We start from the raw sequence: 25534 nt of genomic DNA, 5'->3' as shown, positions 1-25534 counted from the left end.
CTGCGGGTGGGTCGTACGGCGGCACTGCTCACGTCACGAAGAAGATCCCGGCGTCCGTGCCGGCCGGCGTGTACTCCGCGAGCCGAGCCCGCAGACCGTCCTCGCGCTGCGGCCGGTACAGGTCGTGGAAGGCGCCCATCTCGGCGCCGTCGTCCGCGCCCCGCCGGATCTCCTCGGGGCACCGGTCGGCCAACTGCCCGTACCAGGGCGTCCCGTAGCGAACGGCGGTGAACAACGGCCGTACGTCGGTGCAGCGATGGCGGCGCGGGGTGCGCGAGCCGGCGGGGACGGCCGAGTACCGCAGGCACCCGATGCCGCGCCGGGCCACGTGCAGTTTCCCGGTGAAGACCGAGTTCTCGGCGATCTCCACCGCGTGGGTGTGGACTTCGCCGATGACGGTCGTGCGGTGCACGTGGAGCACGGCGTGGGCGTGACGGCAGTCCGGGGCGGACAGGGCCTCGCGGTCATGCCCGGTGGCGTCCAGGATGCTGTCGCGGAGGTGGATGTCGAGCGGGTCCTCGCTCACCTCGTCGCCGATGACCTCGATGGTGCCGAGGATGCTGTGCTCGATCTGCAGGCAGGCGGTGGTGCGGTCCAGGACGATGCTGGGCTCCTCGGGCGAGTGCGGCTCGCACTCGGGCTCCAGGGACCAGCCGGGGACGAGGGTGCTGTGCCGTAGGACGACGGCACCCATCGGGCCGGTGACGTTGATGCCGCGCCCGGCGACCAGCAGCCCGTCGAGGACGATCCGCGGCCGCTCGTGCGGCGCGCAGTCCTCCTGCACGGCACGGATGTTGAGGGCGTCGGGCCGGTTGCTGTACCAGTCCAGCAGCCGGATCACCGGCCGGGTGCCCTCCGCCGCGCGCAGCTCCAGCCGGTCGCCGGGGTCGAGGTCGAAGTCCAGCTGCTCCTGGTGGGCGCCGCTGTGCGTGATCTCGATGATGCCGTCGGGGCCGGTGCCGCCTGCCCGGCGGTCGTGCTGCCAGGCCCGGTAGGCGTCCATGATCTGGTGGTACGGCTGCCCCGGACCGACCCGGTAGAAGCTCGCGTCCGGCCGGTCCACCCGGTCGGGCCGCTCGTACTCGCCGCCGCCCATGTCGGCGCCGTACCCGTGGTGGTAGTCCACCCACACGCCCTGCCGCGGCGCCGACCGCGACCCGAACGCGATCCGCCCGAGCTCCGGGTCGACGGCGATCTGCCCCCGCTTCGGCCGGTAGCGCCAGTCGGACAGGTCCGCGACCACGATGTCGGACGGCGGTACGGGCTTGTCCTCGCCGTCGCGCCGGATCACGAAGCTCTTGCCGGGGCCGTAGTAGTCCAGCAGCCGGTCGTGGAGCAGACGGCGGGTGATGAACGCGGGGACGTTGTCGGCGGTGGCGATGTGCGTGGGCGACGGCTCCGGGACCGGCTTGGTGACCAGGGGGCTGTCGTTGCCGAGGATCGAGAAGGTGTACAGGTTGCGGGCGCGGTCGACGCAGTACGCCGGGGAGGAGGTCAGCGAGTACGCCTTCAGCCGCCAGACGAAGAGGGCGACTCCGGCCGGGCTCCAACCGCCTTGACTGCGCGAGGAGTTGGCGCGGCGGACGTCGACCGTGCGGGCCGTGGTGTCGAAGGGGCCGCCCTGGAGGGCGAGCGCCGAGCCGTCCCGGAGGTCGAGGAGGCGGCCCCTGCCGGTGTCCCGGTACAGCTTCACCGACTGGTTGTGGGCGACGAGCCGCGACAGCTCGACGGCGCGGGCGGGATAGCGGGCGACCTGCTCGGAGATCTCCTCCAGCAGGTGCAGCGTGCCCTTGCGGCGCCGGTTGGCCACCGTGGCCGCCACGTCCGCGCGCGGCGCGATGGCCTCGGCGAGCGCGGCACGCCCGCCCTCGTGCAGGCCCGTGGTGAGCACGCGCTCGTAGCCCGGCAGGGTGCGGTAGCCGACGAGATCGCCGAGGTAGGGCAGCACCCAGGGCGCCGCCGTCTCCACGAACAGGTCCTCGTAGCCCTGCTCCACGCCGTCGCGGACCCGGTCGAGCTGCTCGGCGATCACCGCGAGCAGCGCGCGCAGCGGCTCGCCCTCCTCGGCGTCGCGCAGGAGGTGCCATCGGGGCAGCAGGGCGGCGAGGCCGTCCGGCTCGCGGGACGTCACCGGGACTGCCGTGTCGAACTGGACGTCCGCCTGGTTCGCGGCCATCACTTGACCTCCGTGAGGATGAGGGTGTCCGCGGCCCGCGGGGAGAGCAGGGCCAGCTGGGCCGGGCGGATGCCGCGGAAGACGTACACCGACCGCCCCTTCTTCAGGCGCCTGGTGTCGGTGATGTCGGGGTTGAGGCGCAGGAGTTCGGCGAGCGGGACGCCGTAGCGTGCGCAGACGGACGACAGGGTCTCGCCCTGCGCGTCGCGGACGGTGTGGATCTTCTCGTCGTACGCCGCCGGGTGCGCGGGCACGCTGGAGCGGGGCTCGCCGGGGTCGGTGAGCAGCGCGGCGACCTCCGCGGGGGTCGCGGAGGCAGGGACACCGGTGAAGACGTCGACGTCCACGTAGTCGACGCCGGGCACGGTGTGGGCGGTGGCGAGGAGGTCGGAGAGCCGGGCGGGCTGCCCCAACTCCCGTCCCTCGTAGCCGAGTCGGCGCAGCAGTGCCGCCCGCAGCCGGGGCTCGACCCACTCCCACGCGTAGTCCGGGGCCACCTTCACCTTGGCCGCGACGAGCAGCAGGACCAGTTCGCGCACGTCCACGCGCACGGTCAGGTTGCCGTCGCCGTACTCGGTGAGCGCCCCGCGCAGGGCGCGCAGGGTGTCGGAGTCGCCGTCGAGCGGCACATCATCGGTACCCGCGACGGTCACGTGCAGCACGCGCCCCCGCCCGTCGAAGAGCTCGCGCGCGGCGGCCCGGCCGATGCCGGCGCGGGAGCGGGCGAAGTCCTCGTAGTCGGCCGGCGAGACGAGCCGGTCCAGGGCAGAGACGGCGAGGGGGATGGTACGGCGGGTCAGGCCGGGACCGTCGGCGTCGGCGCCGCCCGTCGCCGGGCGGGGGTTGGTGACCGCGGTGACGCCGAGCGGGCGGGTGAGCGGCTGTGTGATGCGGTTCGCCGGGACGTTGGCCGCCCTGCCGGTGCCGAAGCGGTAGCGGGCGTGGACGTTCTCGTGGCCGCTGGGCAGTCGCGCGCCGTGGATGCCGTCGCCGAAGGTGACCGTCGTACGGCCGTCGGAGGCGGTGCCGGTGATGTAGACGCGCTCGCGCGGTCCGCGTCCGGCGAGGCTGTCGACCTCGTGCCAGAGCACCCCGTCCACCCGGATCTCCAGCACCGGTGTGGCGCCGAGGGGGTTGTCGTCGGCGAGCCAGGTCAGCGGGGACTGCCAGAGCGCGAACGTCTGGCCCACGCGGTCCGAGTCACCGCTGCCGATGGCCTCCTCCCGGCTCTCACCGTGGGTGGCCTCGACGACGTTGCCGAGGATGCGGACGGTCTCGCGGCGGTAGCGGTGGGCGAGATCCGTGGTCAGGGTCAGCCGGGTGTGGACGCGGTCGCCGGGCAGCTGCGGGTCCACGGCGGCATCGGCGGCGGCGATCGTGACGACCTCGTCGGCGCTCACCCCGGTGGTCCCGGGGATGTCGCCGCGCTCACCGGTGACGACGAGCAGCCGCCCGGGACGCAGTCCGTCGTACAGCTCGGCGAGTTCGATCTCGTTGCCGTGCACGTCCTCGCCGAGCGGCTCGTCCGCGAGCCGCAGCGGCTCGCCCCCGGCATACACGGTGGTGTCGCGGATGTGCGAGAGCAGCACGTCGAACTCGTCCAGCCACGGGTCCGCGAGGGTGAGTTCGGTGCCGCGTCCGGTGATGCCGTAGTTGGAGTAGGCCGCCGTACGCGCCGCCACGACCTGCGTGGTGACGAACGCCAGCTTCGGGTCGCCCGGTATGCCGTCCTGGGCACCCTTCGCGGGCCGCTGGATCGCAACCCAACTCCCGACCGTGATGCTCGTGTGCACGCTGTCGAGCTGCAGCACACGCCGGTTGACCGGCGCCGGCTTGCTGGCGATCACGATCTCGACGTTCGGCTCGGTGCTGCCCACGGTGTAGCGCAGGCTCACCTCGTACTCGCCGTGGGTGAACTGCATCGGGACGCCGGGCCGCAGGGGCACGTCCTGCGCCGTCCCGTTGCTGACACCGACGTGCACCAGACCGTCGTCGCCCGGCCGCGACACGGTCAGGGTCCGCTCGGGCAGCCCGTCGCGGAGGTGGACGTTGACGGCGGGCTCCTGCCCGGAGCCGCTGGAGAGGTCGACATGCCCGGGACCGAGCCCGAAGTTCACCTGCTGGGCAAGCGGCAGCGTCACGGCCCGCTGATCGGAACTGTTCCCCTCGACATACTGGAACTCCGCCCGGACCGGCACCTTGCCCGCGGTGTCGTACACGACCCGCATCCCGGTCAGCACGGCCCCCGTCAGCGGCCAGTCCGCACTTCGGATGACCCGCCCCTTGTCGTCCTGGATGGGCTTGAGCGGCGCGGTGGAGCCGAAGGGGGCGGCGGTGACGCGCATGGCGAGCAGGGCGCGCAGAAGCTGAGTCGTACTGGCGGAGGCAGTCCGCCGCCACGCCGGGTACAGACTGCCGAGGGAGGGATTGAGGGCGCGGAGGAGCCGGGCGGCGTCCGTGCCGGGAAGCTGGGCGCCGGGTCCGGCCGGCGAGGCGGGAGACTGGGCGCGCAGGGCGGGAAGGACAGCTGCCAGTGCATGGAACGCAGCAGTGCGCGGATCGCTTTTGAGGGGCGCGGGGAACTGCGCGATCAGCCCCGACGGCGCCGCAGACACCAACCCACCTGCCGAGGCACTCTCACTCGTGCTCTGCGCAGGCGCCAACTCCAGCGCCCGCCCGGCCAGTTCGGCCAGAACAGCCTGCAGCTGCTCGAACCACGCAGCCACGTCCTCCCACGGCTCAGCAAGCACCTGAGCCTCCCCGAGCCGGGCGACGGGCTCCGCGAGCACGGCAGCAAGGCTCTCCGGCGTCTTCACCCCGTCCAAAGCCACCCGCAGCGGCGCAAGAACCTGCTCCTCGAAGTCCTCGATCATGCGGCTGACAGGCCGCGGATTCGGCACCTCCGGGGTAGGCGGCTCATCCCCCGGCTCCCCCGGAGCGGCAGGCTCGGCAACCCACCGCCGCACCTCGTCGACAAGCTCCTTCAACGTAGGCGGCGCAGACCTCGGCAACGAGACAGCCGTGACGTCCTCGTCACGGTCGATCCGCACACCGGCGACAGGGAGCAACTTCCGCTCCCCACCGGCCTGCTCACCGAACACGAACAGCAACTGGTCGCCGACCTGCAAGGAGTTCGAGGTCCCCTCGACAAACAGCTCCGAGCGCCGCTCGAGATCGTCGGGCGTCACCAGGGACGGCCGACGCCTGCGCACCTTCAGCTCGTTGAAGTCCCAGCGAGCGCTGAGATCCCGGCTGGTCTCGAAGGTCAACGACTCCTCGTCCGCGGACGCGGGCACGCTGTGGGCACGCGCCCCGCGCGGAATCACCACGGGCAGCGTCTCCGCGCGCGGATCACGCTCAAGGGTGTACGCGAGATGGGTCGCGGCGGCGACACCGGGCCGCGGCCGGTGTCCGACCAGCCGCCCGAGCAGCACCAGCGAGCGGTGCTCGTTCGCCGTACGGACATACGCCTCGTCGGCGATCCTCTCCGAGTGGAAGGTCAGCAGGTCACCGAGGACGGCGGCGGCGTCGAGAAGCCCGATCGCCGGGTCGTCCGGGGTGCGGACCGTGAGGCCTTTCAGGGCCGGGTACGCCGGTGAGGCGAGCCGGTCGAGGAGGGCGGCCAGGAACGAGCCGTACTCGCCGACGCGGTAGTCGAGGGCGGTGCGCCCGGGCGGGTTGTGCGGCGGGGCGGGCGCGAGGCGCTCGTCGTGGCCGCCGCAGCCGCAGGTGCACTCATCGGTGGCGGTCATCGGGCCGCACCTCCCAGGGATATCGCCAGCAGGCCGTTCTCCGGCCGGTCGGGGTCGTTGTCGCAGGTGGCGATCTCCAGCGGGCCGAGCCGCAGCACGCCGTCCTCCCTCTCTCCTCGGTCCTGTTCGAACAGCCGCCGCAGCCGGGTGACCTGGACGCTCTCCACTCCCGGTACGGCCGCCGCGGCGGCGACCAGACGGCTGAGCCGTACGGGTTCGCCGAAGGTCAGCGCGTCCGGGTGGAAGAACCCGAGCCGCCCGTCGGCGAGGCGGCCGCTGCCGAGCACGCGGTACAGCTCGGCGAGGATCTGCCCGTGCTGGTGGCCGGGCCTGGCGCACACGGTCAGCGCGATGTCGAGCGGTACCAGGCGGGCGGGGCCGACCACGAGGTCGTGGCCGATGCGCCGGTACGCCTCCAGGGACTGCTCGACGTGCGCGAGCAGCTCGGCCGAGGGGGCGGCGCTGCCGTGGGCGTCGATCGCGATGTGGGCCTCCTGGACGCTGCCGGTCCAGCGGAGCTCGGCGGCCGCGCGCTGCACACCGGGGAGCTGGGCGGCGAGGGCCGCGTAGTCCTCGGCGGTGACCGCGCGCAGCCGGGTGCGGCGCAGGTCGAGCGGGGCCAGCTGACGTGTCTGCTCGACGGGTTCGGGCTCGACGCCGCCGACGGCGGGCAGCGGGTTGCGGACCACGACGGCCGGCGGCTGTGCGCAGTCGCTTGGGACGACCAGGTGGTTGATGGCCTCGGCGCCGACGTTGCCCGCGATGCCGCCGCCGAGCCGGTAGTGCAGGGCGAGGCGGGCGCCCGGCTTCGGCCTCCCGCCGTGCCGCCCGTCGCCGAAGCGCAGGGCGAGGCGGCCGTCGTCCTCCAGCTCGCCGACGAAGTGACGGTCGCGGGGGCCGATGTGCAGCAGGTCGCGTCGCGGCAGCCAGGTCAGGTCGCCGTCCTCGACGCGTACGGCGGGCAGGGCGCGGCGCGGGTCCTGGGCGAGCGCGGCGGTCGCGGAGCCGCGCAGCACCGGCTCGTCGGGGTGCAGTCCGGCCGCGTGGGCCGGGCCCCAGCTGTGGGCGATCTCCCAGGCGATGTGCCCGTCGAGGACCGTGCCCGCCCGGGCCCGGGAGGCGAGGACCGCGACGCGGCGCAGCTTGGTGTCGAGCAACTCGTCGTTCCGATGCAGGAGTTCACGCAGGGCGCGGACCGGATGCGTACGGAGTTCGAACCGCTCGATGACCTTCAGGCCGTAGACGACGGTCAGTTCGTCGATCTCCTCCTCGGTGAGTCCGTCGCGGTCGCGGGCGCTGCGCCACAGCTCGACGAGCCGCTGCCGGACCGCTCCCGGGATCGCGGCGATCCGCGCGGCCTGTCCGGCGGCCACGGCCCGCGCGTCGGGGAAGACCACCGCCTGCACGACGGGCGTACGCCCGAGGACGGGCCGGAAGCGGGGCGCGATGCCCGGGTGGACGGACTGGGCGAGCAGGGTGCGCAGGGCGGCCGCCTGGGCGTACGCGGTGCCGGGCACCACCCGCTCGTGCCGCTGCCCGGCGCGCTCCAGCCCGATTCCGGCGCGTACGGTCGCCGCCTCGCCGACCACCTCGAACAGCTCGCGGACGTCGTCGGGTACGAGGGGCTGTGCGCTCTCCGTCTTGTCCGTGAGGGAGTTGATCAGCCGCGCCGGGGCGTTGCCCTCCTCGCGGTCGTGGCAGCCGAAGGCGGGCGGGGCGCAGGGGGCGACGACGGCCGGCTCGGGCGGCACGGTGGCCGTCTGCGGGAGGCCGGAGAGGGTGCGGCCGTGGTCGACGAGGACGACGTTGCCGCGGGCCAGGGTCACGTCCTCGACGGGCAGGCAGTCGCGGCCGCCGCGGGTGGTGAGGCAGAGCGGGAATTGGAGGGCGTCCTCGGCGGCCCAGGTGACCTCCAGGACCGGCTGGTCCTCGATGCGGTCGATGCCCGGGGTGACGGAGGTGAGGCGCACGGCCTGCCGGTGGCTCGGGTCCTGGTCGCCGGGGGTGCCGGTGCGCGGGCCCTTGACCTCCTCCAGGACCAGCAAGTCGCCGGGGCGGAGGGCCAGTCGGCGCTCCCGGCAGGTCTCGGGGTCGTCCCACTCGTCGCGCAGGGTGGCCGAGGTGGCCCCCTTCGGCAGGGTGCACACCTCGCCGCCCCAGGTCCACAGGCGGATGGCGTTGTGGGCGGCCTTCAGCTCCAGCGGGTCGGCGGCCACGACCGGTTCGAAGACCTCGACCGAACCGCGCTCGTCCAGGTCGCCGAGGTCGTTCTCGTCGATGACCGTGCCCGGTTCGGGCCGGTCGTGCGGGTCGAGGGTGCGTACGTCGACGGAGGCGAAACGGAAGGTGCCCGGCGCGAGGGTGGTGTCGCCGGCGGTCTGCACGGTGACGTACGCCCGTGCCGTGCAGCCGTCGTGCATCGCGTAGTCGATGAGCCGGACGTGCCGCCGTACGGAGACCCGGCGGCGCGCGGTGTCGAGGTAGGCCTCGGTGGCCACCGCGTCCTGCTGGTAGCTGATCTGGTCACCGGTGTACGCGAGCAGCTCGACGAGCGTGACGCCCAGGTCGGCGGGGTTGCGCTCGACCCAGTCGGGGGTGGTGAGCGCCAGCCGGTCCAGGAGCAGCTTGCGGATGGTGTCGTAGTCGCGGGCGGTGTAGTCGACGACCGGCGCGGCGGGGAAGCCATCCGGTTCCGGCTCCTCGTCCTTGCAGTCGAAGGGGGTCGGGCAGTCGGGCCGGAAGGAGAAGGAGGCGCGGTGGTAGCGCTGGTCGAAGCCCCGGAAGGGTTCCGTTCCCGGGCGGCCGTACGGGTCGGCCTCGACGAGCGCGAACACGTACCGCGAGGTGTCGCCGGTCCGGTCGAGGGTGACGTAGAGCCGGTCGTCGAGCTCAGGGTCCTCCTCGCGTTCGACGCTGACGTCGACGGCGGTGATGCCGGTGACGCGGCGGCCGCCGTCGATACGGACGTTCTCGGGGCCGAGGCCGTGCGGGGCCTTGCCGAGGAAGGTGACGGTGAGCAGCAGCCCGTCGTCACCGACCTCGACGGCGTCGACTCCGTTGAGCTGTGCGGCTCTCACCTTGGCGCGGCGGGAGGTGGTCGTGCCCGTGCTCATGCCGCCCTCCCTTCGAAGACGTCGTCGGTCCGGGCTCCGGTGGCCCGCAGGACGTACGACAGGTGGACGCGTACGGCGTTGTCGTCGCCGGCGATGTCCAGGGCGACGACGTCGATGAGGTCGCCGAGCCAGCGCTGGAGCGAGGCCTGTACGGAGAGTTCGAGGCTGCTGACCAGTTCGGGGCTGTTCGGCGCGAAGACGAGATCGAGGAGGCCGCAGCCGAAGTCGGGGCGCATGACACGCTCCCCGGGGCTGGTGAACAGCAGTTGCTCGATCAGGTCGTGGACGTGCGCGGCGTGGCCGGCGTGGCCTGTGCGGCCGCGGCGGTCGGGGTGGAAGGGGAACGCGATGTCGGTGCGCGGCTGTCGGCGTGTGGCGCGGCTCATCGGACGGTGACCTTTCGCTGTGCGGCCTGGACCACGGGCGGTCCCTGCGGCACCAGGGCCGCGCTGAAGCACTGGGCCGCGGAGGTGTCGAGCAGCACGGGCGCGCCGTCGACGGTGATCCCGCTGCCGCCGGCGGTCCAGCGGACCGACACACACGGCGAGGGCACCCCGGCGGCGGTGTGCGGGCAGCCGGTGACGACGTAGGTGTGCGCGCCGGTGGCGACGGCGGCGCCCCCGATGCGTACGCCGCCGGAAGGTGTGGTGGCGGCGGTGACCCGGCCGCCGTGCGGGCAGCCGATCACGGCGCTCGCGTCGAGCAGACTCCCGGACAACTTCTCTTCTCCCCCGTGTTGCTAGCGCTTCGACTGAACGGTCAACTGGCCCTGGTTGATGGTGACGTGGTCGCCCCGCAGCAGGATTTCGGCGCCCGCGCCGTTCGCGATGACGACGACGTCCTTGGTGATGCGGATGTAGGCACCGCCCTGGGCCTGCAGCAGAATCCCCTGCTCTGCACCGGCGGTGTCGTCCATGACGATCTTGTGCGCGCCCGGTGTCTGCACGACGACCGGTTTACTGGGCGAGTTCGCCCGCAGGGCGCGGCGCGCGTCGGGCGGCAGCTCCTCGGCGGTCCCGTACCAGCACCCGGTCCACACCGGGAAGCTGGGATCCCCCTGCTCGAACTCCACCCACACACCGGCCCCCGGCGGCGGCACCACGAACTGCCCGGCCTCGGGCCCGGTGAACGGCAGGCAGGGCAGCGCCCAGGTGGACGGCTCCTCACCGAGGACGTCCGGGACCTCGACGGTGATACGGCCGATGCGCAGCGGGTCGTTGTTGTCCACGACCCGGCCGCGGAACTTGCCGAGGTGGCGATGGTTGGGTGCCGCCATGCTGAACTGCTCCTGAGTGGTGAGGGGTTACGGCCGGACGCGGTCTTCGCGGGCTTCCAGGCCCTCCCTGGAGAGGGTGAAGTTCTGCTGGAAGGACCCCGGCCGCAGGTTGTGCGTGACGGACTTGACGTAGTAGTCGCCGTCGTACGCCCGTCCCGAGCCGCGCACGCCGACGAGCTGGCGGGGCTGCAGGATGTACCCGTGCCGGTTGACGTCGAGCGACCCGGACCCGGAGACGACGTCCGCCGACACGGCGGCCCGGGCGAGGAGTTCGGCCTCGGCCTGCTCGCGCTGCTGTTTGGCGGTGCCGGAGAGGGTCTTGCGCTTGAGGGCCGGGGTGGGGCGGCGGCCCAGGGGCGGACGCAGCGGACTGATCGGCGGCTGGGGAAGGAGCGTGGACACACGGGTCCCCGGATCCTGCCAACGGGCCTGCGGTTCCTCCCTTGCCGTCCCGTCGTAGGCGAAGGTCAGCTGATCGACGGTGGTGTTGGCGTCCATGTTGACGTTGAGGGCGTGCTGACGGATGCCGAGGCGGATTTCCGGTCCCCAACGGGCAGATGACTGGCCCGGGTTGGGCCCGGGCTCCAGATAGAAGGTGTAGCCGTTGGCGTGGGCGAGGTCGGTGACGTACTGGAGATCGGTACCGGTCTGGTAGTGCACCCGCAGGTCCTGATGGGGCGGCTGGGCGATCTTCTCGGCGTAGACGTCGGGCCGTATGCCGTAGTCCGAGTACCGGCGAAGGATGTTCAGCACCCGCTCGGAGGGCGGAAGGTTGGGATACCGGGCGGTGCGCTCCTCCAGGTCCATCAGCAGCGTGAGGTCCTCGCCGGTGACGGTGAGGGTGGAGTGCCCCGGCTGATTGCTCGCACCGACCTCCTGACGCACGACGAGCCCGTCGAAGAGCACGTCGGTGGTGCCGCGGACGCTGACGGTGACGATGATCCGCGTCTTCGGATCGAAGAACCCCTCGGGCAGCAGCCGCTGGTTGATGATCCCCGTCTTGGTGAGGTCGAAGGCGAGCTGGAACCCGCTTCTCTCCCCCGCCGTGGCCGTGATCTGGGCGGACAGCAGCGCCTCGGTCACCTCGGCCGGCACGGGCTTCACCAGCTTCGGCCCCATGAGGAGCGTGATGTGGACGGGGCCGTGCAGCACGGGCTGTTCAGACACGCCGACGTCCTCCGGGCTCGGGAATCTCGACGACCCGCCCGGCCTCGTCGGTCAACTCCCGTGGGTCGAGGACGGGGTTGGCGTCGGCGATCCGCCACCACTGGCCCGGGTCGCCGAAGTACCGCTGGGCGAGGAGGTCGGGTCGCTCCCCTGCCCCGACGACATGCTCGTGGGTCTCCTGGGTGTCGAGCGGGGGCAGCAACCGGCGTTTGGTGTAACGGACTTCGGTGCCGTCCTGCTGGACGTGAATGCCGATCTCGGCGTCGTGGTAGCGGCTGGTGCGCGGGTACGGGTGAGCGCCCGGTATCGCGCTCAGAGCGCTCTCGTAGGACTCGATGTCAGCCATGAGGTTGGGCTCAGCCCCTTCCACTCAGTACGTCGGCACCGGGCAGCCCGAGGGCCCCGAGACTCCCGCCGCGCGCGGCCGCGGCGAGCCGCTCCTTCTGCGCGAGATGGGCCATGTAGAGATCGGCGCCGCGGTGCCCGGCGGGCAGATCGCTGACGGTGAGGATCTTCATCCCGATGCTCAGGGAGGCCCGGATCGGATTGAGATTCACGTCGAAGGCGGACTCGTTGACGGAGAGCTCGGTGAGCCGCACGGGCATGACCCGCTTGCTCCCCCACGTGAAGAGCGTCAACGGCATCTCGATCGGGCTGATCTCGATGGTCCCGTTCTGTGCGAGCCGGCCGGCGGCGCGCAGCTGGGCGGTGGTCGGCTGCACGAGCATCTCGAGGGTGGCGAGCTGCGGATGAATCCCGTCGGGCGCCGCGATCTCCAGCTGGTCGGTGGCGTCGATCTCGGCGGTGAACTTCCAGGTCTCCTCGGCGGGCCCCTTGAGCCGAAGCGCCTCGTTCCGGTCCCCGCTGCCCTTGCCGCCACTGCCGCCGTCACCACTGTCGCCGGCGGACTGGGGGGCGATGCTGCGCTCCAGGGTGTCGGGGTTGAACTGGAGAACGATGATGCGTTGGGGCGTGCCGGTGTCGGGGTTGACGACGACTATTCCGGAGCGGATGGGTTTGGGGATGTCTGCGTAGCGGGTCATGTTTCCTCTCTCCGGGTTCAGTCCTGCAGCTGTGTGGTCGACACCGAGCAGTCGTCGCACCAGAAGCCGAAGAGCGTGCCGCCGAAGCCCATCGGTCCGAAGAGGGTGGGCCCACTGTCCACGGCGGCCAGGAAGGGCATGAACTTCCCGCACTCGGGGCAGATGGGATGCAATTCCGGCGAGGGCCACCGAGGCAGTCCGCCGATCTGATGACGGGAGCTTCCGGTGATGGCAGGCAGACTGACACCCGTCTGGTTCGGATGAAGCTCAAGGACCATGGACCGTTCGCCAGGAACCGCGTGTGAGATCTCGGCGGAAGGTCCCTGCGGCTGGAAGTAGGCATGCGTCCCCTGCGGCGTGCACCGCACGGTCAGAACATCGACTTCGTCGCAGTCGCAGGAGAACCAGAAGAACGAGGGGTCAATTCTCAACCGGTGCGGCAGAGCCTGTGCGGAGAGAGTGAGCACCCGATCGGCCGGGGCACCGCACCGGGCGCACAGCGGGACATCGTGTACGTATCGCCCGCCCATGACGTGGGGGCTCTCGCCCTGATCGGCCACGAACCCCATGTACGCGGGACGCAGACCCGATTCCCCTCCGCTGTCGGGAAGTCGGCCCGCGAGCGGCATCAGCCACTCCCAGTCCTCCGGATCGTCGATGTCGTCACGTACCGAGGTGATCAGGTCAACTGCGTGGGGCGTTCGGACGAGGGCCAGTGCGTGCAGGTTGTCCAGATCCCGCGACTTCCTCCACCTGGTCATCAAGGCGTCGGCAACTTCGTCCCGGGCACCGGACAGGAGGCTGCGCCGGATGGTCGGACTCTCGATCCGGTCGGCGTAGGGCCGGAGCCGGTCGGGACGGTAGACGCCGATGGCAAAAATGACGGAGGTGAGAGGTGACTCCGGATCCGGGGACGCGAAGTAGTCGTCGACAAAGGCGTCGATGAGGTGTTCCGGAAGCCATGGCACAAGCCGTGCCGCCGCCTGTGCGACCGGTCCCGCGCCGCGCAGCCGCTCGGCCGCGCGCGTCTTCACGTCATGACCTGCCGGGGTCAGCTCCAGATACGAGGCGATGTACTGGGCGACTGCGAGGTCGTTCGTCTCCGTGAGAGTGTCTGCGGCCATGGCGACGCCCCGGTCGCCCTGCTGGGCGAAGAACGCCGTGACGCGCTCCGCTTTTTCGTCGACCGACAGGCCGGGGTCGAAGGCAATCTCCTCGACGTGTTCAGTCGGTGTCATTCCTTGCCTTCTTCCAGTAGTGCAGCAGCAGGTTGTCGATGCTGCGGGAGTAGCCGATTTCTTCACGGTCGGTCAGCCGTTTGTAATGCAGGATCATGCTATATACCTGACTCTTCACCAAGGTTTGCTTGGCGTGCCAACTGGTCAGGTAGAAGCGGAAGTCGTCCTCGGCGGCCGTGGTCAGATCCCTGGCATCCAGCACGATCTGCTCTGCGGTATTTCGTGACCCGTGGGTGCGTGAACCGCCGTCCGGATCAGCCTTCCGGTATTCGTGTTCCTTTCCGGTGACCATCAGCGCGAGTGCCTCGTTGTAGATCTTCTTGCTCTTCGGCCCTCTGCCGATGTTCCCCTGCGGGCCGACCGTGATGAACTCTTCCTTCTGGAGAAGGTCGGTGATTTCCCGTTCGTCGAGCTTCCTGTTCTGTCTGGCCTCTTCCCTGGCAATCGCCCTGCGCTGTGCGGCATGGATCAGTGCAGCGCCCGAAGGTATGTGGTCCGGGGTGAGCTTGTCACCCGTTACGGCGCGCCTCTCCGCCTTGCGGAACGTCAGGCTCTCGCCCTTGGTCACGGGGCCGCCGCGACGTCTGCGCCGCTGCCCCCGCCCGGGCAGTGGACTGGCGAGAATGCTGTTCAACTCCGGGGAAAGCGAGTCCGGTTGACCGGAGGGCGACGTGGAGTCCGCCTCCGCCTCCGGTTGGGCGGACCGATTCGCCTGCCGTTCCCGCTCCCGGATGCGATCGGCCTCGGCCTCCTCCAGTGCACGGGCGTTCGTTCGCTGCCTGGTGACCTCCGGTGGTTCGGTCCAAGTGTCCGTGCTGTGGAAGGGGAGGACCATCCCCTGCGGGTTGAGCAGGGCCATGATGCGCCCGCTCTTGGCACCGTCGAGGAACAGCCCCGTGAGCCGGTACCACAGTCGAAGGGCGGCGAGTGTCGCGTTCATGACGGGGCGGGGGACGCCGACAGTCATGATCCTCTCAAGGCGCGGCCGGACGCGGATGATGATCTTCTGGAGCCGCGCCTCCTTCGTCTCCTTCGACTTCTCGTCCTTACGCCTCTGATCCTGGTTCCGCCTCTTCTGCTCCTGCTGCCGCCTCTTGTGATCCCGCAGCTGGTCCTTCTTCCGCTTGAAGAAGTTCCGCAGCTTCGACGCACCATTCTTGAGTGCCTTGCCGAGCTTCGACTTCTTCAGCTTCCGGCCGAGGGTCTTGGCGGCGTTGCCGACCTTTTTCAGCGCCGACTTGACCGCGCCCTTGGCCTTCGCGAGGGCCTTGCCCATAGGGGACTTGGGCTTCTTGGGCTTGGTCGGCTTGGGGGCCTCGATCTCCTTCTGCTTCTTCTTCGGTGCGGAGTCGGGGCTCTTTTCCTTGGCGGGGGCCTGTTCCTTGTCCGGGGTTCGGCCCTTGGACGGTTCCTGCTCCTTTTCGGGTGTCCCGTCCTTCGCCGGCTCCTCGGCCCTGTCCTTCGGCGGCTCCTCGGCCCTGTCCTTCGGCTTCGCCTCCGCCCCCTCCGGCTTCTTCGCCGGCCCCTTCGGCGTGGCATGCTCCTTCGGCTTCACCGGCGACTTCGGCTCCGGCGACGGCCTGCCCTTCGGCCTCGACTCTGTGCCCTCCCTGGACAGGGCCTGCCTGGCCTTGCGCATGGCCCCTCGCGCCGAGTTGACCGCCGACCCCGCCGCCTTCTTCGCCCCGCCCCCGACCTTCTTCAGGCCGTCGAGGATCTTCTGGGCCATGCCCTTGAGCCGCTTGCCGACGCCCTTCGTCGCCGAGGACAGCTTCTGGAGGAGGAAGTTGGTGATGAAGTCCAGGAGCGCGACCACGCCCGCCGCGACCGCCTCCGCGAACAGGCATGCCGCCGGGCCCGCCTTCACCGCCTTCAGATAGGCCCAGAACTTCGAGAACGCCGACAGGATCGAGCTGACCGTCGACCATGCCGCCATCAGCCCCTGGATGATCGTGAGGATCGCGCCCGCCGCCGGGACGATCATCGAGACGACCTTCTCGATGACCAGCGTCGCGATCATCATCGGGAGGGAGGCGATGATCGCGTCCCAGGCCATCTTGCCGATCTGTTTGATCGACACGCAGCCCTTGACCAGGACGTCGATCACCGCCTTGCCGAGGCCGAGGATGCCCTCGACCTTGGTGTCGAACCACCCCTTCACCGCCACCTTGATGGCGCCCCACAGGTGGTCGGTGATGCCGGTCTTCGCCGCGCTGCCCGCCTTGGAGATCCAGCCGCCCGGGTCCGGCGCGATGTCCGCCACCAGCGCTGCGAACTTCCCCAGAGCCTCGATCGCCGCCTGCGCGAACTTGATCGCGCCCACGATGATCGCCTGGTAGGCCTTGATGACCGCCTTGACCCCGGCTTCGAGTACGTCAAGGAGCTTGTTCAGGCCTGCGGCAAGGGCGTCCAGCAGGCTGTTGACCGCCTTCTTCAGTCCGTCCGCCAGCCTGTTGACCGTAGCGATCGCCGCGTCCCGCAGGCCCTCGATCGCCTTGCGGAACTTGTCCCGCAACTCGGGGAAGGCCGCCAGTAGCGTGTCCCCGATGGCGATCAGGACGTCGGCGAGCGCGTTGATCGCCTTGACCGCCAGGTCCCGTACGAAGTCGATCGCCTGGTTGGCCCACTCCTTGAACTTGTCGATGATCCCGTTGACGGCCTTGCGGGCGGCGTCGAAGACCGCGGTGACCGCGGCGAGCAGGCCCTTGAAGAAGTCGGCGACCTTGTCGGCGATCCAGCCGAGCAGGCCTCCGGAGGGTTTCTTCTCCTCCTTCTTCTTCCGGGCCTCCTTCTCGGCGTTCTCACGCTCGGTGTCGATCCGCGCGTTGTCCTTGTCCTTGCGCTCGCCGACCTCCTTGTCCTTGTCGTCGCGTGCCTTGACGATCTCCTTGTTCTTCTTGCCGTGCTTGTCGTCGGACTGCTTGTCCGCGTCCTCGATCTTCTTGTCCTGCTCGGCCCGCCAGTCCTCGCGCTGCTTCTGCGTCTCGCGTGCGACGCGGCCGCGTTCGGCGGTCTGCTGCGTGGTGTTCTGCTCGACCTCGCGGTCGATCTCCACCTGCTTGTCCTGCTTGGCCTGCTGCTCGCTCTGCTGGTGTTCCTTGTCCTTGGCGTCGAGGTCGCCCCGCGCCTTGCCGGCGGCGCCGGTGATCTCGGTGCCCTTCTCCTGCTTGGCGACGGCGCCGACGCCGGCCTTCGGCGCGGGGGTGACCTCCAGCGCGCCCGCCTTGCCGCCGCCCGCGCCGCCGGACGCCTTGCCGCGGAGCTGTTCCGCGGGGGCGTTCGGGAAGATCTGGTCCTCGCCGAGCGGCTTGGCCGCGTCCTCGCGGCCCGTCGTCTGCAGATCGGACTGCTTGTCCTTGAGTGCCCTGGCCTGGTCGTCGGTGCGCGTCGGGTCACTGGCGCCCTCGAGGCGGATCTTGGGCGCCGGGCCGACGGTCTTGTTCTCGAGTTCCGGGTCGGTGGTCGGGATCGCGTCGGCCGCGGCCTCCACGTTCTTCGCCTCGGCCTCGCTCAGCCCCTTGTCGGGCACGGCGGGAGCGGGCGGCGGCGCCACGTCGTCGGTGGGCTGTCTGCCCTCGGCCTTCTCGCCGCCCTTGGCCTTTTGCTTCTCGCCCTGGTCCTCCGGGCCGATCCGCTCCACCTTGCCGGTGACCTGGGCCGCCGCAGGAGCCGCCTCGGGCGGCGCCGAACGCGTCTGCGGCGCCCCTGATGGCCGTTCCCGAGTCGGCGGGGCCGCGTCGAGCCGCTTCTGCTCCTCGCCGATCTTCTTGTCCGCGGCCCTGTCGACCCCGGGCATGGCGGCGGCCGCCTGGTCCGGTGCCAGCTTGCTGACGGTCTGTACGGCGGCCTTCGGGTCCTGCCCCGAGACGTCCGGCGGGTCCTGCTGCTTCTCCTCGGGCGCGGCCTCGCCGCCGCCTCCCCCGCAACTGCCCTGTCCGCCCTCGTCCTTCTCGGGCGCGGGCGCGGGCGGCGCGCAGCCGCCGCCGTCCTTCTCCAGCGAGGCCTCGGGCCGGGGCGCGTCCGTCGCCGCGGTCTGGCCTGGCCCGTCGGTCTGCTCGGCGGCCGGGCTCACCGCCGCCTGCGTCACGGACGGCGCGGCACCGGGTCCGGCAGCGGTCGTCGGGCCGGTCCGGTCGGCGGCGCCCACGGGGCCACGCGGCGCGGCGCCGGGCCCGCTCTCCTTGGGCACCCGGCTCTTGGCCGGCGGCGCCTCGCGCTCGGACCGCGGCGGTTCGGCACCGCGCCGGGCGGCCGGCGAGGGCTCACGGTCCTCGACCGGGGTCCTGGGCGTCTGGGCACCCGCGGGCCTGGACACGGCCGCCGCCGGACTCGCCACCGTGGGCGTCGCGGCCGACGGGGAGCCGGCAGCCGTACGGGACTCCGCGGCCGTACGCTCCCGCTGCTCGCTCTTCTCCGCCTCCGCGTCCTCGGCGTCCGGCTTCTCCTCCTCGTCCTGCGATCCCTCGCCGGACTCGGGTTCCTTGTTCTGCTCCTTCTCCTGCTGCTGCTCCGGGTCGGGCTTCTCGGCCTCGGGCTCGGGCCGTTCCCTGTCCCGGGTCGCGGGGTCCTGGCCGACCTCCTGGTCGAGTGGCTTCTCGGTCTCCTGGAGGTCCTTGGTGCCGCGGTCCTGGGCCTGCGCGGCGGGCCCGTTCTCGGGCTGCGGGGCCTCACCCTCGACCGGGCCCTCGTCCTGGCCCGGCGCCTTCGGCTCGGGTCCGGCGCCGTCCTCGTCCTCCTCCTGCTCCCGTTTCTCCCGCTCCTGCTCGGTCTTCTCGGCCTTTGTCGGCGGAGGGGTGGGGAAGGAGGGCAACGACGGCTCGGCGGCGCCCGGTTCGAGCTGGTCCGCGGTCGGTACGGCGGACAGGTCGAGGTCGGCCTCGGGCAGGTAGTCCTCCGGCTTGAGCGCGGGCTCCCGCTCCGCGTGCGGCGCCCGGCCGCCGCCCTCGTCCGCGCCGCCCGCGACCTCCTGGTCGGCGCCCGCTTCGAGGCCGAGCGGCCGCTCCTCCTCGCGGGGTTCGGCCTCGGCGCCGCCGTCCTCGTCCTTCTCGTTGAGGCCGTGCTCGGACAGCGCCGAGTCGGGCTGCTCGGCACGCTCGTCGACCTTCTCGGGGCGTACGGGGCCGGGCTGGGCCCGCTGCTTCGGGTCCGGCTGCTCGTTCCTGGAACCCGCGCCCGGCTGCGTCTGCTCGTCCCGCTGCTTGCGCTTGTCGGCGCCGGGCGCACCCGCCTGCCGCGGGTCGGCCTCCTCGCGTTCGCGCTGTTCCTTGCGTTCCTCCTTGGCCTGTTCGGCGCCCTGCTGCTGTCCCTGGGCGCGCCGGTCGGCGGCCTGGTCGGTGCGCTCGCGGTCGGCGGCGCCCTGTTCGTCCTTCTGCTGTTCCTCCTCCTCGGCCCGCTGCCGGGAGGCATTGCGCTCGTCCTCCTGCTCGGTGCGCTGCGCGGCGTCCTGTTCCTCGGTGGCGGCGTCCGCACGGGCCCGGCTGCGGTCGCTGCCGCTCTTCTCGTCGCGGGCCCTGGCGTCCTTCTGCTCCTCGCGCGCGTCGGCGGCCCGCTTGTCGTCCGAACCGCGCCCGGACTCCTGTTTCTTCTGCCACTGGACGCGCTCGACGCCGAGTTCCTCGAAGAGGTCGGCCTCGGGCAACGGCGCCTCGGTCGGCTGGAGTTCGACCGGGCCGGGGCGGGCCTGGTCGGCGATCTCGAGGAGGCGGTCGTACTCGGGTGTCAGCAGCCGGTTCTCCAGCCGCTCGACGACCGCGTCCTCCAACTCCTCGGACATGCGTCCCAGTTGGAGCCGTACGCGGCCGGAGGCGTCGGTGGGGTCACCGCGCAGGGAGCGCAGCACATTGCCCGCGAGCCGGTCCACGAGGGTCGCCGGGTCGACGGCCTCGGTGCGCATCCGGTCGGCGTCGACGGTGGCGTAGCGCAGCCAGCCGGGGGTGGCCTGTCCCTCCTCGACCTGCGGGGTCCGGGTGGCGGCGTCGGGCTGCACGAGAGCCTGCGCGGCCGTCTCCGCCTCCCGCTCGATCGCCTGCTGCGGCAGGCTCACGGCGCCGAGTTCGCGGCCGGCCCGCAGCGCGCCGAGGCCGTGCGGGTTCTGCACCGTGTGCTGGAGTTCGTGGGTGAGCAGCCGCCGGCCCTCGGTGGTGCCGGGCCGGAAGGCGCCCTCGCGGAAGAAGACCTCCTGGCCGACGGCGACCGCGTCCGCGCCCAGCAACTCGGTCAGCTGCCCGGCATCCCGGCCGGTGTGCAGCCGTACCCGGCTCAGGTCGTGGCCGAGCTGCTCCTCCAGCTCCCTTCGCAGACCGGGGTCGAGGGGCTGTCCGGCGCCGCTGACGATGTTCTTCGGCTCGGGCGCCCGGGACTTGACGGCCCGCTCCTTGCGCTTGCGGCGCCGCTGCTCGGCGGCCTGCTCCGAAGCGGCGTCCTGGGTCCGGGAACTCACCGGCCCACCTCCCCACGGCTGCCGAGCCGTACGGGTACGGCCGGCGCCGGTCCCTGGCCGATCCGGCAGGCGCACCCGCCGGCGTTCTGCCCGACACCGCTGACGATGTCCTCCGGCCCGACGGACCACCCCGCACCCGCATCCCGCGTCCCGGTTCTCACCGGCCCACCTCCCCGTGCCCGCTCAGCCCCTCGTGCACGGCACGCGCCAGCTCCTGACCGAGGCGCCGTGCGGAGAGTCCGGCCGGCAGGGGCGGCAGTCCGGACAGTGCGTCGACGGCGAGGGGGCCGTGCGCGGCCAGCGGCACACCGTGCAGCCGTACCAGGCGCGTCAGTTCGCTCTCGAAGGCGGCCGACACGCGTTCGGGGTCGGCCCGGAAGCCGCCGAGCACCAGCTCGCCGACCTCGATCCGGATCGCCGAGGGCTCCCGGTCCCGCGAGGAGTTCACACCCATCCGCGGACCTCCGTGGGGGTCAGCGAGCGCTCCAGCTTCAGGTACTCGGTGCGGGCGGCGGCGAGCATGTGCCGCATCTGCAGCCGGTCGCCCTCCTCGGCGGCGAGGAACGCCCCGGACAGCGCGATGTTGCGGATCGAGCCGCCGGCGACGGTGAGCTGGGCGAGCAGGGTCGGGTCGATGTCCTTCACCGGGGCCTGCGGGGGCAGTACGCGCCGCCAGATCTCGGCGCGTTCGTGCTCGGCGGGGAAGGGGAAGTCGACGACGAAGCGGATGCGCCGCAGGAACGCCGTGTCGAGGGCGTTCTTCATGTTGGTGGTGAGGACCGCCAGGCCCCGGTAGGCCTCCATCCGCATCAGCAGATAGCTGACCTCGAGGTTGGCGTACCGGTCGTGGCTGTCCTTGACCTCGCTGCGCTTGCCGAAGAGGGCGTCGGCCTCGTCGAACAGGAGCAGGGCGCCGCCGCGTTCGGCGGCGTCGAAGACCCGTCGGAGGTTCTTCTCGGTCTCGCCGATGTACTTGCTGACGACCTGCGAGAGGTCGATGACGAACAGGTCGAGGCCGAGCTCCTTCGCCATGACCTCGGCGGCCAGCGTCTTGCCGGTGCCGGAGCCGCCCGCGAACATCGCGGTGACGCCCAGACCCCGGCGCAGGGTGGCGGCGAATCCCCATTCCTGGTGGACGGTCGCCCGCTGCCGGACATGCGCGACGATCTCCCGCAGCACGCTGGTCTGCCGCTCGTGCAGCACCAGGTCGTCCCAGCCGGCCTGCGGGGCGATACGCCGTCCGAGCTCGTCCATGCCGATCCGGGCCTCGTCGAGCCCGGCCCGCCAGGCCAGTTCGCCGGCGTCCAGTTCGTCCTCGTGCGGCAGCCGGCGGTGGACGGCGGCGGCCGCGGACCGCACCACGTGCGGGGGCAGCTGGAACTGGGCGACGAGGGAACGGAGTTCACCCTCGTCCAGGCCGATCTCCTCGAAGGCGCCCGCCCACAGGCCGAGTTGCTCGTCGTCGTCCAGCCGCGGCACGGCCACCCGGGCCCCGTACGACCGCTCCGAACGCAGCGGGTCCTCGCTCGACACCACCACCGGTACGGCCGCCCCGGCCAGGAAGGACTCGGTCGCCGCCCGCTGGTCGCGGTCCAGTTCACCCGCCTCGACCAGCAGCGCGGCGGGCAGCAGGATCGCCTCGCGCTGCCACAGCCGGGCCAGCCGGTCACGCTCGGCCGGGTCGGAGGGGATGTCCTCGGCGCTCATGGAGTACAGGCCGAGGCCCGCCCGGGCGGCCGCGGCCGCCGAGATGTCGGCCCGGCTGCGCAGATCGCCGCCGGTGATCTCGACCAGCGGCGCCTCGGTCGCGTTCGTCCAGCCCTCGGCGAGACGGGTGGCCGCCAGGTCGTACGACGGCGTCAGCGCCTGCGGCACCGGGGTGCGACGCAACTGCCCGTGCAGTCGGACGTCCAGATAGGGCGAGCCCAGCAGGAAGTGCAGGATCCGCTCGTCCAGCCGCAGCCGGGACGTGGTCAGCCGTGACTCGTCCTCCAGCTCGACGATCCGCCACCGCCTGAGCGGCGCGACGGGCGTGAGCGCGCTCCAGTGCGGCTCCGCGAGGGCGGCCAGGGCGAGAGAGAAGGTCGGATACGCCCGCTCGGAATCCCCGCAGGCCGCGGCGGACCGGGCGGCAGCCGTGGGCTCCAACTCGTGGGCGGCGGCAAGGAGTACGAGGTCACGCTCGAAGGAGGTGAGACTGAAGCAGGCGACGAGGGCATCGAGGGGGGCGGTACCGGGGCCTTCCGCGGGGACCAGCGCAGCACCGGGTGCGTGGTCCTTCTCGGCGGTCCGCGCCGCGTGCGCGTCGACGCGGGCCAGGACGCGCCGGATCTCCGCGGTCAGCGTCGTCCCGCCCGGCTGCCCGCCGTTCTCGTACGTCCCCATGCCCTCACCTGCCCCCGCCGTCTCCATGCCGCCTCATTTCTCCGTGCTGTCGTCGCCCTGCCGCGGGGCGTTCCTGGTGGTGCGAGGCGCCGTTTTGCGTGCTCGCGCGGTGGACTTGGCGGCGGTCTTGGCGACGGCCTTCGCGGGAGCCTTGGCCGCCGTCCTCTTGGCAGCCGGAAGGGCCGGAGCTTCGGTCTCCCGCTTCGCAAGTTCCTTCGAATCGCCGTCACTTGACGGCTCGTCGCCCTTGGGTTGCGCGCCCGGAGGGACCGGCGCACCCGGCGCTCCGAACGGCAGCACCCGTACCTCGGGCCGCTCGACCGGCCGGCCCGGCACCGGGCTCTGGCGGCCGTCGATGAGGACGAGCGTCGCCTGGTAGACCACCGACAGCGTGTACGGCGTCTGGTAGAGCATCCCCCACAGCTTCGAGGTCTCGTCGACATCCATCACCGTCGGCGTGAACCGCACCCGCTGCGCCGCCTCGGCGAGATCGCTCCCCGCCAGGTACGGCCTCTCACCGGCCTGTTCGATGACGTCCTTCGGGAGCACCGGGATCTCGTGCAGGGTGCGCACCACGGAGCCGATCAGCCGCTGCCCGACCAGCTCCCGCTCGTCGCCGTACGCACTGATCAGGTAGTGCAGGTCGAGCGCCGCCGCGGGCCGCTTGACCAGCGTGCCGTCGGCCGCGCGGGTCGGCAGGTCGTTGCCCCGCAGCGAGGTGTTGGGCGTGACCTGGTGGAGGAACACCGAGATCGTGGGCTGTTCGAGTTGCGGATCGGCGGGCGGCTTGCGCGGCTCGACCTTCACCGCCTCGCCGAACTCCGGCCCGACGTTGTTCTCGATCAGCAGGGCGAGAGCCTGGGTGACATGGGCGATGGCAAGTGCGTTGCTCATGACGTCAGTTCCTCGGTTCCTCTCGTCCTGCTGCTGTGTGCGGGGTGGCTCACTCGCGCCCCCGGGCCAGGTAGTCCGCGAGGCTCAGGGCCGTCCCGGGCCGCTCCGCCGTCCTCCGTCGCTGTCCGGCGCCTTCCGCGGGGGTGGCCGCGGTCACCTCCAGCCGTCCGATCTGCACCTGCACCACCTGCTCGGTGGGCTTGGACGGCCGTCGGGCGGCGGCCTGCCGTACGGCGTCGCGTGCTGCCGCCGTGTCGGCTGCGCTGGGTCGCAGCGCCGCCGACACGGCCTGGGGGGCGGCCTCCGTGCCCGGGGGGATGGGCACGGACACCGCGGTCTGTGCAGGTCCTGACTCCGTGCGTCCTCGCCCGGCCGCACGCCGCCCGGCCTCGGGCAGCGGACGCGGGCCCGGCGCGACGGGCGCGACAGGACGCAGCAGGGGCGCCTCGGCCCGGACCGGCTCGGAGGCACGCGGGGCCGGTTCGACGGGCTCCCGTTCGGTGCGTACGACGGTCCGCTCCCGTTCCGGGTGCGTGCGCGCCTGGACCGCCGACGCACGCGGCACCTCCGGCGGCGCGACGGGGGCCGGCGTGGTGGCGGGCCACAGCAGCGTGTCCTCGTCCGCTGCGGGAGCGGCGGCCCGTACCGCCTCGACCCGCTCGAACGGGCCGGGCAGCCGGGGCCGTACCCGCACCGCGGCCGGTCGCGGGGACGCGTGCCGCACGAGCAGCCGGTCGAGGAAGTCCGGCGCACCCCGGGTGTCAGACATCGGCACACAGCTCCAGGTAGTAGCGGCGCCGCGTCGGGCTGAGCGCCAGGATCTCCGGCTCGCTCCAGCCGTAGGCGGTGGCGAGCAGGTGGACGTCGAGGAGCACGTCCCGTGCCCAGGCGTCCAGTTCGGTCCACAGGTAGGAGGCGATGTCGAGTTCGGCCCGGGTGGCCTCGCCGCACTCGGGGCAGGCGACGTCGATCACCAGGTCGGCGCCCGGGTCGGCGGCCTCGACGGCCTCGGCGATGCGGTGCTGCACCGGCAGGGGCAGCTCCCCCGCCGAAGCGGCCGTCCCGTCGTGGGTCGCCGAGACCAGACACCGGGCGAGCAGCGCCGTACGCGGGTCGGCCGCCCGGGCCGCGGCGTGCAGGTCGGCGACCCCGGGCAGCCTGAACTCGACGTCCCAGCCGTCCTGTTGCACCCGTACGACCGCGTCCCCCGGAGAGCCGAGCGACCGCGCGAGCTCCGCCGCGTCCAGGTCGAACTCCATGTCCGCCCCGCACGCGGCGCACTCAAGGCGCACCTGCATCCGCTCGCCGAACAGCGCCCGGCGCAGCGCGAACAGGTCCGCCTCGCGCTCGCCCACCGGAAGCTGCGGCAGCCTCCCGGTGTCGACGTCGGGCCGTGCCGTGCGATGCAGCAGCAGTGCCCGCCCGGTCGGCGCCTGGCCGAGCCCCGCCTCCCAGGCGGCCAGCAGCTCGGCTGCCCCGGTGATCGCCATGTCCCTCCCCGTTTCCCTCAACTACCCCCGGGTCATGCCGGGTTGAGGAACGAGGGCTCCTCCGGCTCGGGCACCTCGTAGTCCCGCTCCCAGCCCTCGCACTCCAGCTTCAGCGACTGGATGGCCACCGCGTTGGCGTTGGCGTCCAGCTCGCCGAGGACCTGGTACTCGCTCGGCCAGGTCCGGTAGAGCTTGTGCGAGACGGCGACCTGGCCGGCCTCGTTGAGGACCTGGATGACGATGTCCTTGCGGAAGTCCGCGAGGGACACCTCCGAGCCGAGGCCCGCGCCGACCTGCCAGACCTTGTTGGCCCAGCGGTCGAACTCGGGGTCGTGGGTGACCCCGCGCTCCAGGGTGATGCCCTCGAACTCGGAGCGGCCCGGCGACTTGCGCGGGGAGGAGGGGTCGCCGCCGTGGCGGTGCTTGACGACCTCGGTGGTCCGCTTCAGCGGACTGATCTTGCTGATGCCGGCGACCGTCCGACCGTCCCACAGGACCAGGAACTTGAAGTTCTTGTAGGGGTCGAAGCGATGCGCGTTGACCGTGAACTCAGCCATCGTT

The 25534-nt window shown here is 71.9% G+C and carries 17 protein-coding genes; all 17 read right to left on the bottom strand.

Annotated elements, in window-relative coordinates; genetic code table 11:
• Window positions 1-28: 28 nt before the first annotated feature.
• Window positions 29-2176: a hypothetical protein gene (locus tag ABT254_RS09315; RefSeq protein WP_351465973.1), complete on the bottom strand. Its 2148-nt coding sequence runs from the start codon at window positions 2174-2176 to the stop codon at window positions 29-31.
• The gene (locus ABT254_RS09310; protein WP_351465970.1) at window positions 2176-5928 is read right to left on the bottom strand and encodes a putative baseplate assembly protein; all 3753 of its coding nucleotides are present in this window, start codon (window positions 5926-5928) and stop codon (window positions 2176-2178) included. Before ABT254_RS09310 ends, ABT254_RS09315 begins: the two co-directional genes overlap by 1 nt.
• Window positions 5925-9041, bottom strand: a complete 3117-nt coding sequence (locus tag ABT254_RS09305) for a putative baseplate assembly protein (RefSeq protein WP_351465967.1) — start codon at window positions 9039-9041, stop codon at window positions 5925-5927. Before ABT254_RS09305 ends, ABT254_RS09310 begins: the two co-directional genes overlap by 4 nt.
• A complete protein-coding gene (locus ABT254_RS09300; protein WP_351465964.1) occupies window positions 9038-9427 on the bottom strand; it encodes a GPW/gp25 family protein in 390 nt (129 codons plus the stop codon). Before ABT254_RS09300 ends, ABT254_RS09305 begins: the two co-directional genes overlap by 4 nt.
• The gene (locus tag ABT254_RS09295; protein ID WP_351465961.1) at window positions 9424-9759 is read right to left on the bottom strand and encodes a hypothetical protein; all 336 of its coding nucleotides are present in this window, start codon (window positions 9757-9759) and stop codon (window positions 9424-9426) included. The genes ABT254_RS09300 and ABT254_RS09295 overlap by 4 nt, the downstream gene beginning before the upstream one ends.
• Before the next feature lie 21 nt (window positions 9760-9780).
• Window positions 9781-10317, bottom strand: coding sequence for a phage baseplate assembly protein V (locus ABT254_RS09290; RefSeq protein WP_351465958.1), 537 nt, complete (start codon window positions 10315-10317; stop codon window positions 9781-9783).
• Window positions 10318-10344: 27 nt separating this feature from the next.
• Window positions 10345-11484 (bottom strand): hypothetical protein, encoded by a 1140-nt coding sequence (locus tag ABT254_RS09285; RefSeq protein WP_351465955.1) that lies wholly within the window; start codon window positions 11482-11484, stop codon window positions 10345-10347.
• Window positions 11477-11830 carry a LysM peptidoglycan-binding domain-containing protein gene (locus ABT254_RS09280; RefSeq protein ID WP_351465952.1) on the bottom strand — a complete coding sequence of 118 codons (354 nt, stop codon included), beginning with the start codon at window positions 11828-11830 and terminating at the stop codon, window positions 11477-11479. The genes ABT254_RS09285 and ABT254_RS09280 overlap by 8 nt, the downstream gene beginning before the upstream one ends.
• 10 nt (window positions 11831-11840) lie before the next feature.
• Complete coding sequence (locus ABT254_RS09275; RefSeq protein ID WP_351465949.1) at window positions 11841-12527, bottom strand: hypothetical protein; 687 nt, start codon at window positions 12525-12527, stop codon at window positions 11841-11843.
• A gap of 17 nt (window positions 12528-12544) precedes the next feature.
• A complete protein-coding gene (locus ABT254_RS09270; RefSeq protein WP_351465946.1) occupies window positions 12545-13765 on the bottom strand; it encodes a hypothetical protein in 1221 nt (406 codons plus the stop codon).
• On the bottom strand, window positions 13752-20204 hold the full coding sequence (locus ABT254_RS09265) for an eCIS core domain-containing protein (protein ID WP_351465943.1): 6453 nt from the start codon (window positions 20202-20204) through the stop codon (window positions 13752-13754). The genes ABT254_RS09270 and ABT254_RS09265 overlap by 14 nt, the downstream gene beginning before the upstream one ends.
• Before the next feature lie 157 nt (window positions 20205-20361).
• Window positions 20362-20658: a hypothetical protein gene (locus ABT254_RS09260; protein ID WP_351465941.1), complete on the bottom strand. Its 297-nt coding sequence runs from the start codon at window positions 20656-20658 to the stop codon at window positions 20362-20364.
• Window positions 20649-22616: an ATP-binding protein gene (locus ABT254_RS09255; protein WP_502971950.1), complete on the bottom strand. Its 1968-nt coding sequence runs from the start codon at window positions 22614-22616 to the stop codon at window positions 20649-20651. Before ABT254_RS09255 ends, ABT254_RS09260 begins: the two co-directional genes overlap by 10 nt.
• Before the next feature lie 6 nt (window positions 22617-22622).
• A complete protein-coding gene (locus ABT254_RS09250; RefSeq protein ID WP_351465939.1) occupies window positions 22623-23483 on the bottom strand; it encodes a Pvc16 family protein in 861 nt (286 codons plus the stop codon).
• 49 nt (window positions 23484-23532) lie between these two features.
• Window positions 23533-24252 (bottom strand): hypothetical protein, encoded by a 720-nt coding sequence (locus ABT254_RS09245; protein ID WP_351465936.1) that lies wholly within the window; start codon window positions 24250-24252, stop codon window positions 23533-23535.
• Complete coding sequence (locus ABT254_RS09240) at window positions 24245-24973, bottom strand: T4 family baseplate hub assembly chaperone (RefSeq protein WP_351465933.1); 729 nt, start codon at window positions 24971-24973, stop codon at window positions 24245-24247. Before ABT254_RS09240 ends, ABT254_RS09245 begins: the two co-directional genes overlap by 8 nt.
• A gap of 32 nt (window positions 24974-25005) precedes the next feature.
• The gene (locus tag ABT254_RS09235) at window positions 25006-25530 is read right to left on the bottom strand and encodes a phage tail protein (protein ID WP_004003113.1); all 525 of its coding nucleotides are present in this window, start codon (window positions 25528-25530) and stop codon (window positions 25006-25008) included.
• Window positions 25531-25534: the final 4 nt, after the last annotated feature.

The organism is Streptomyces sp. NPDC001137 (genome assembly GCF_040298885.1).
Classification (GTDB): Bacteria; Actinomycetota; Actinomycetes; order Streptomycetales; family Streptomycetaceae; genus Streptomyces.
The sequence above is the reverse complement of the archived record's forward strand: the minus strand, read 5'-3'. Positions and strand labels throughout refer to the sequence as shown.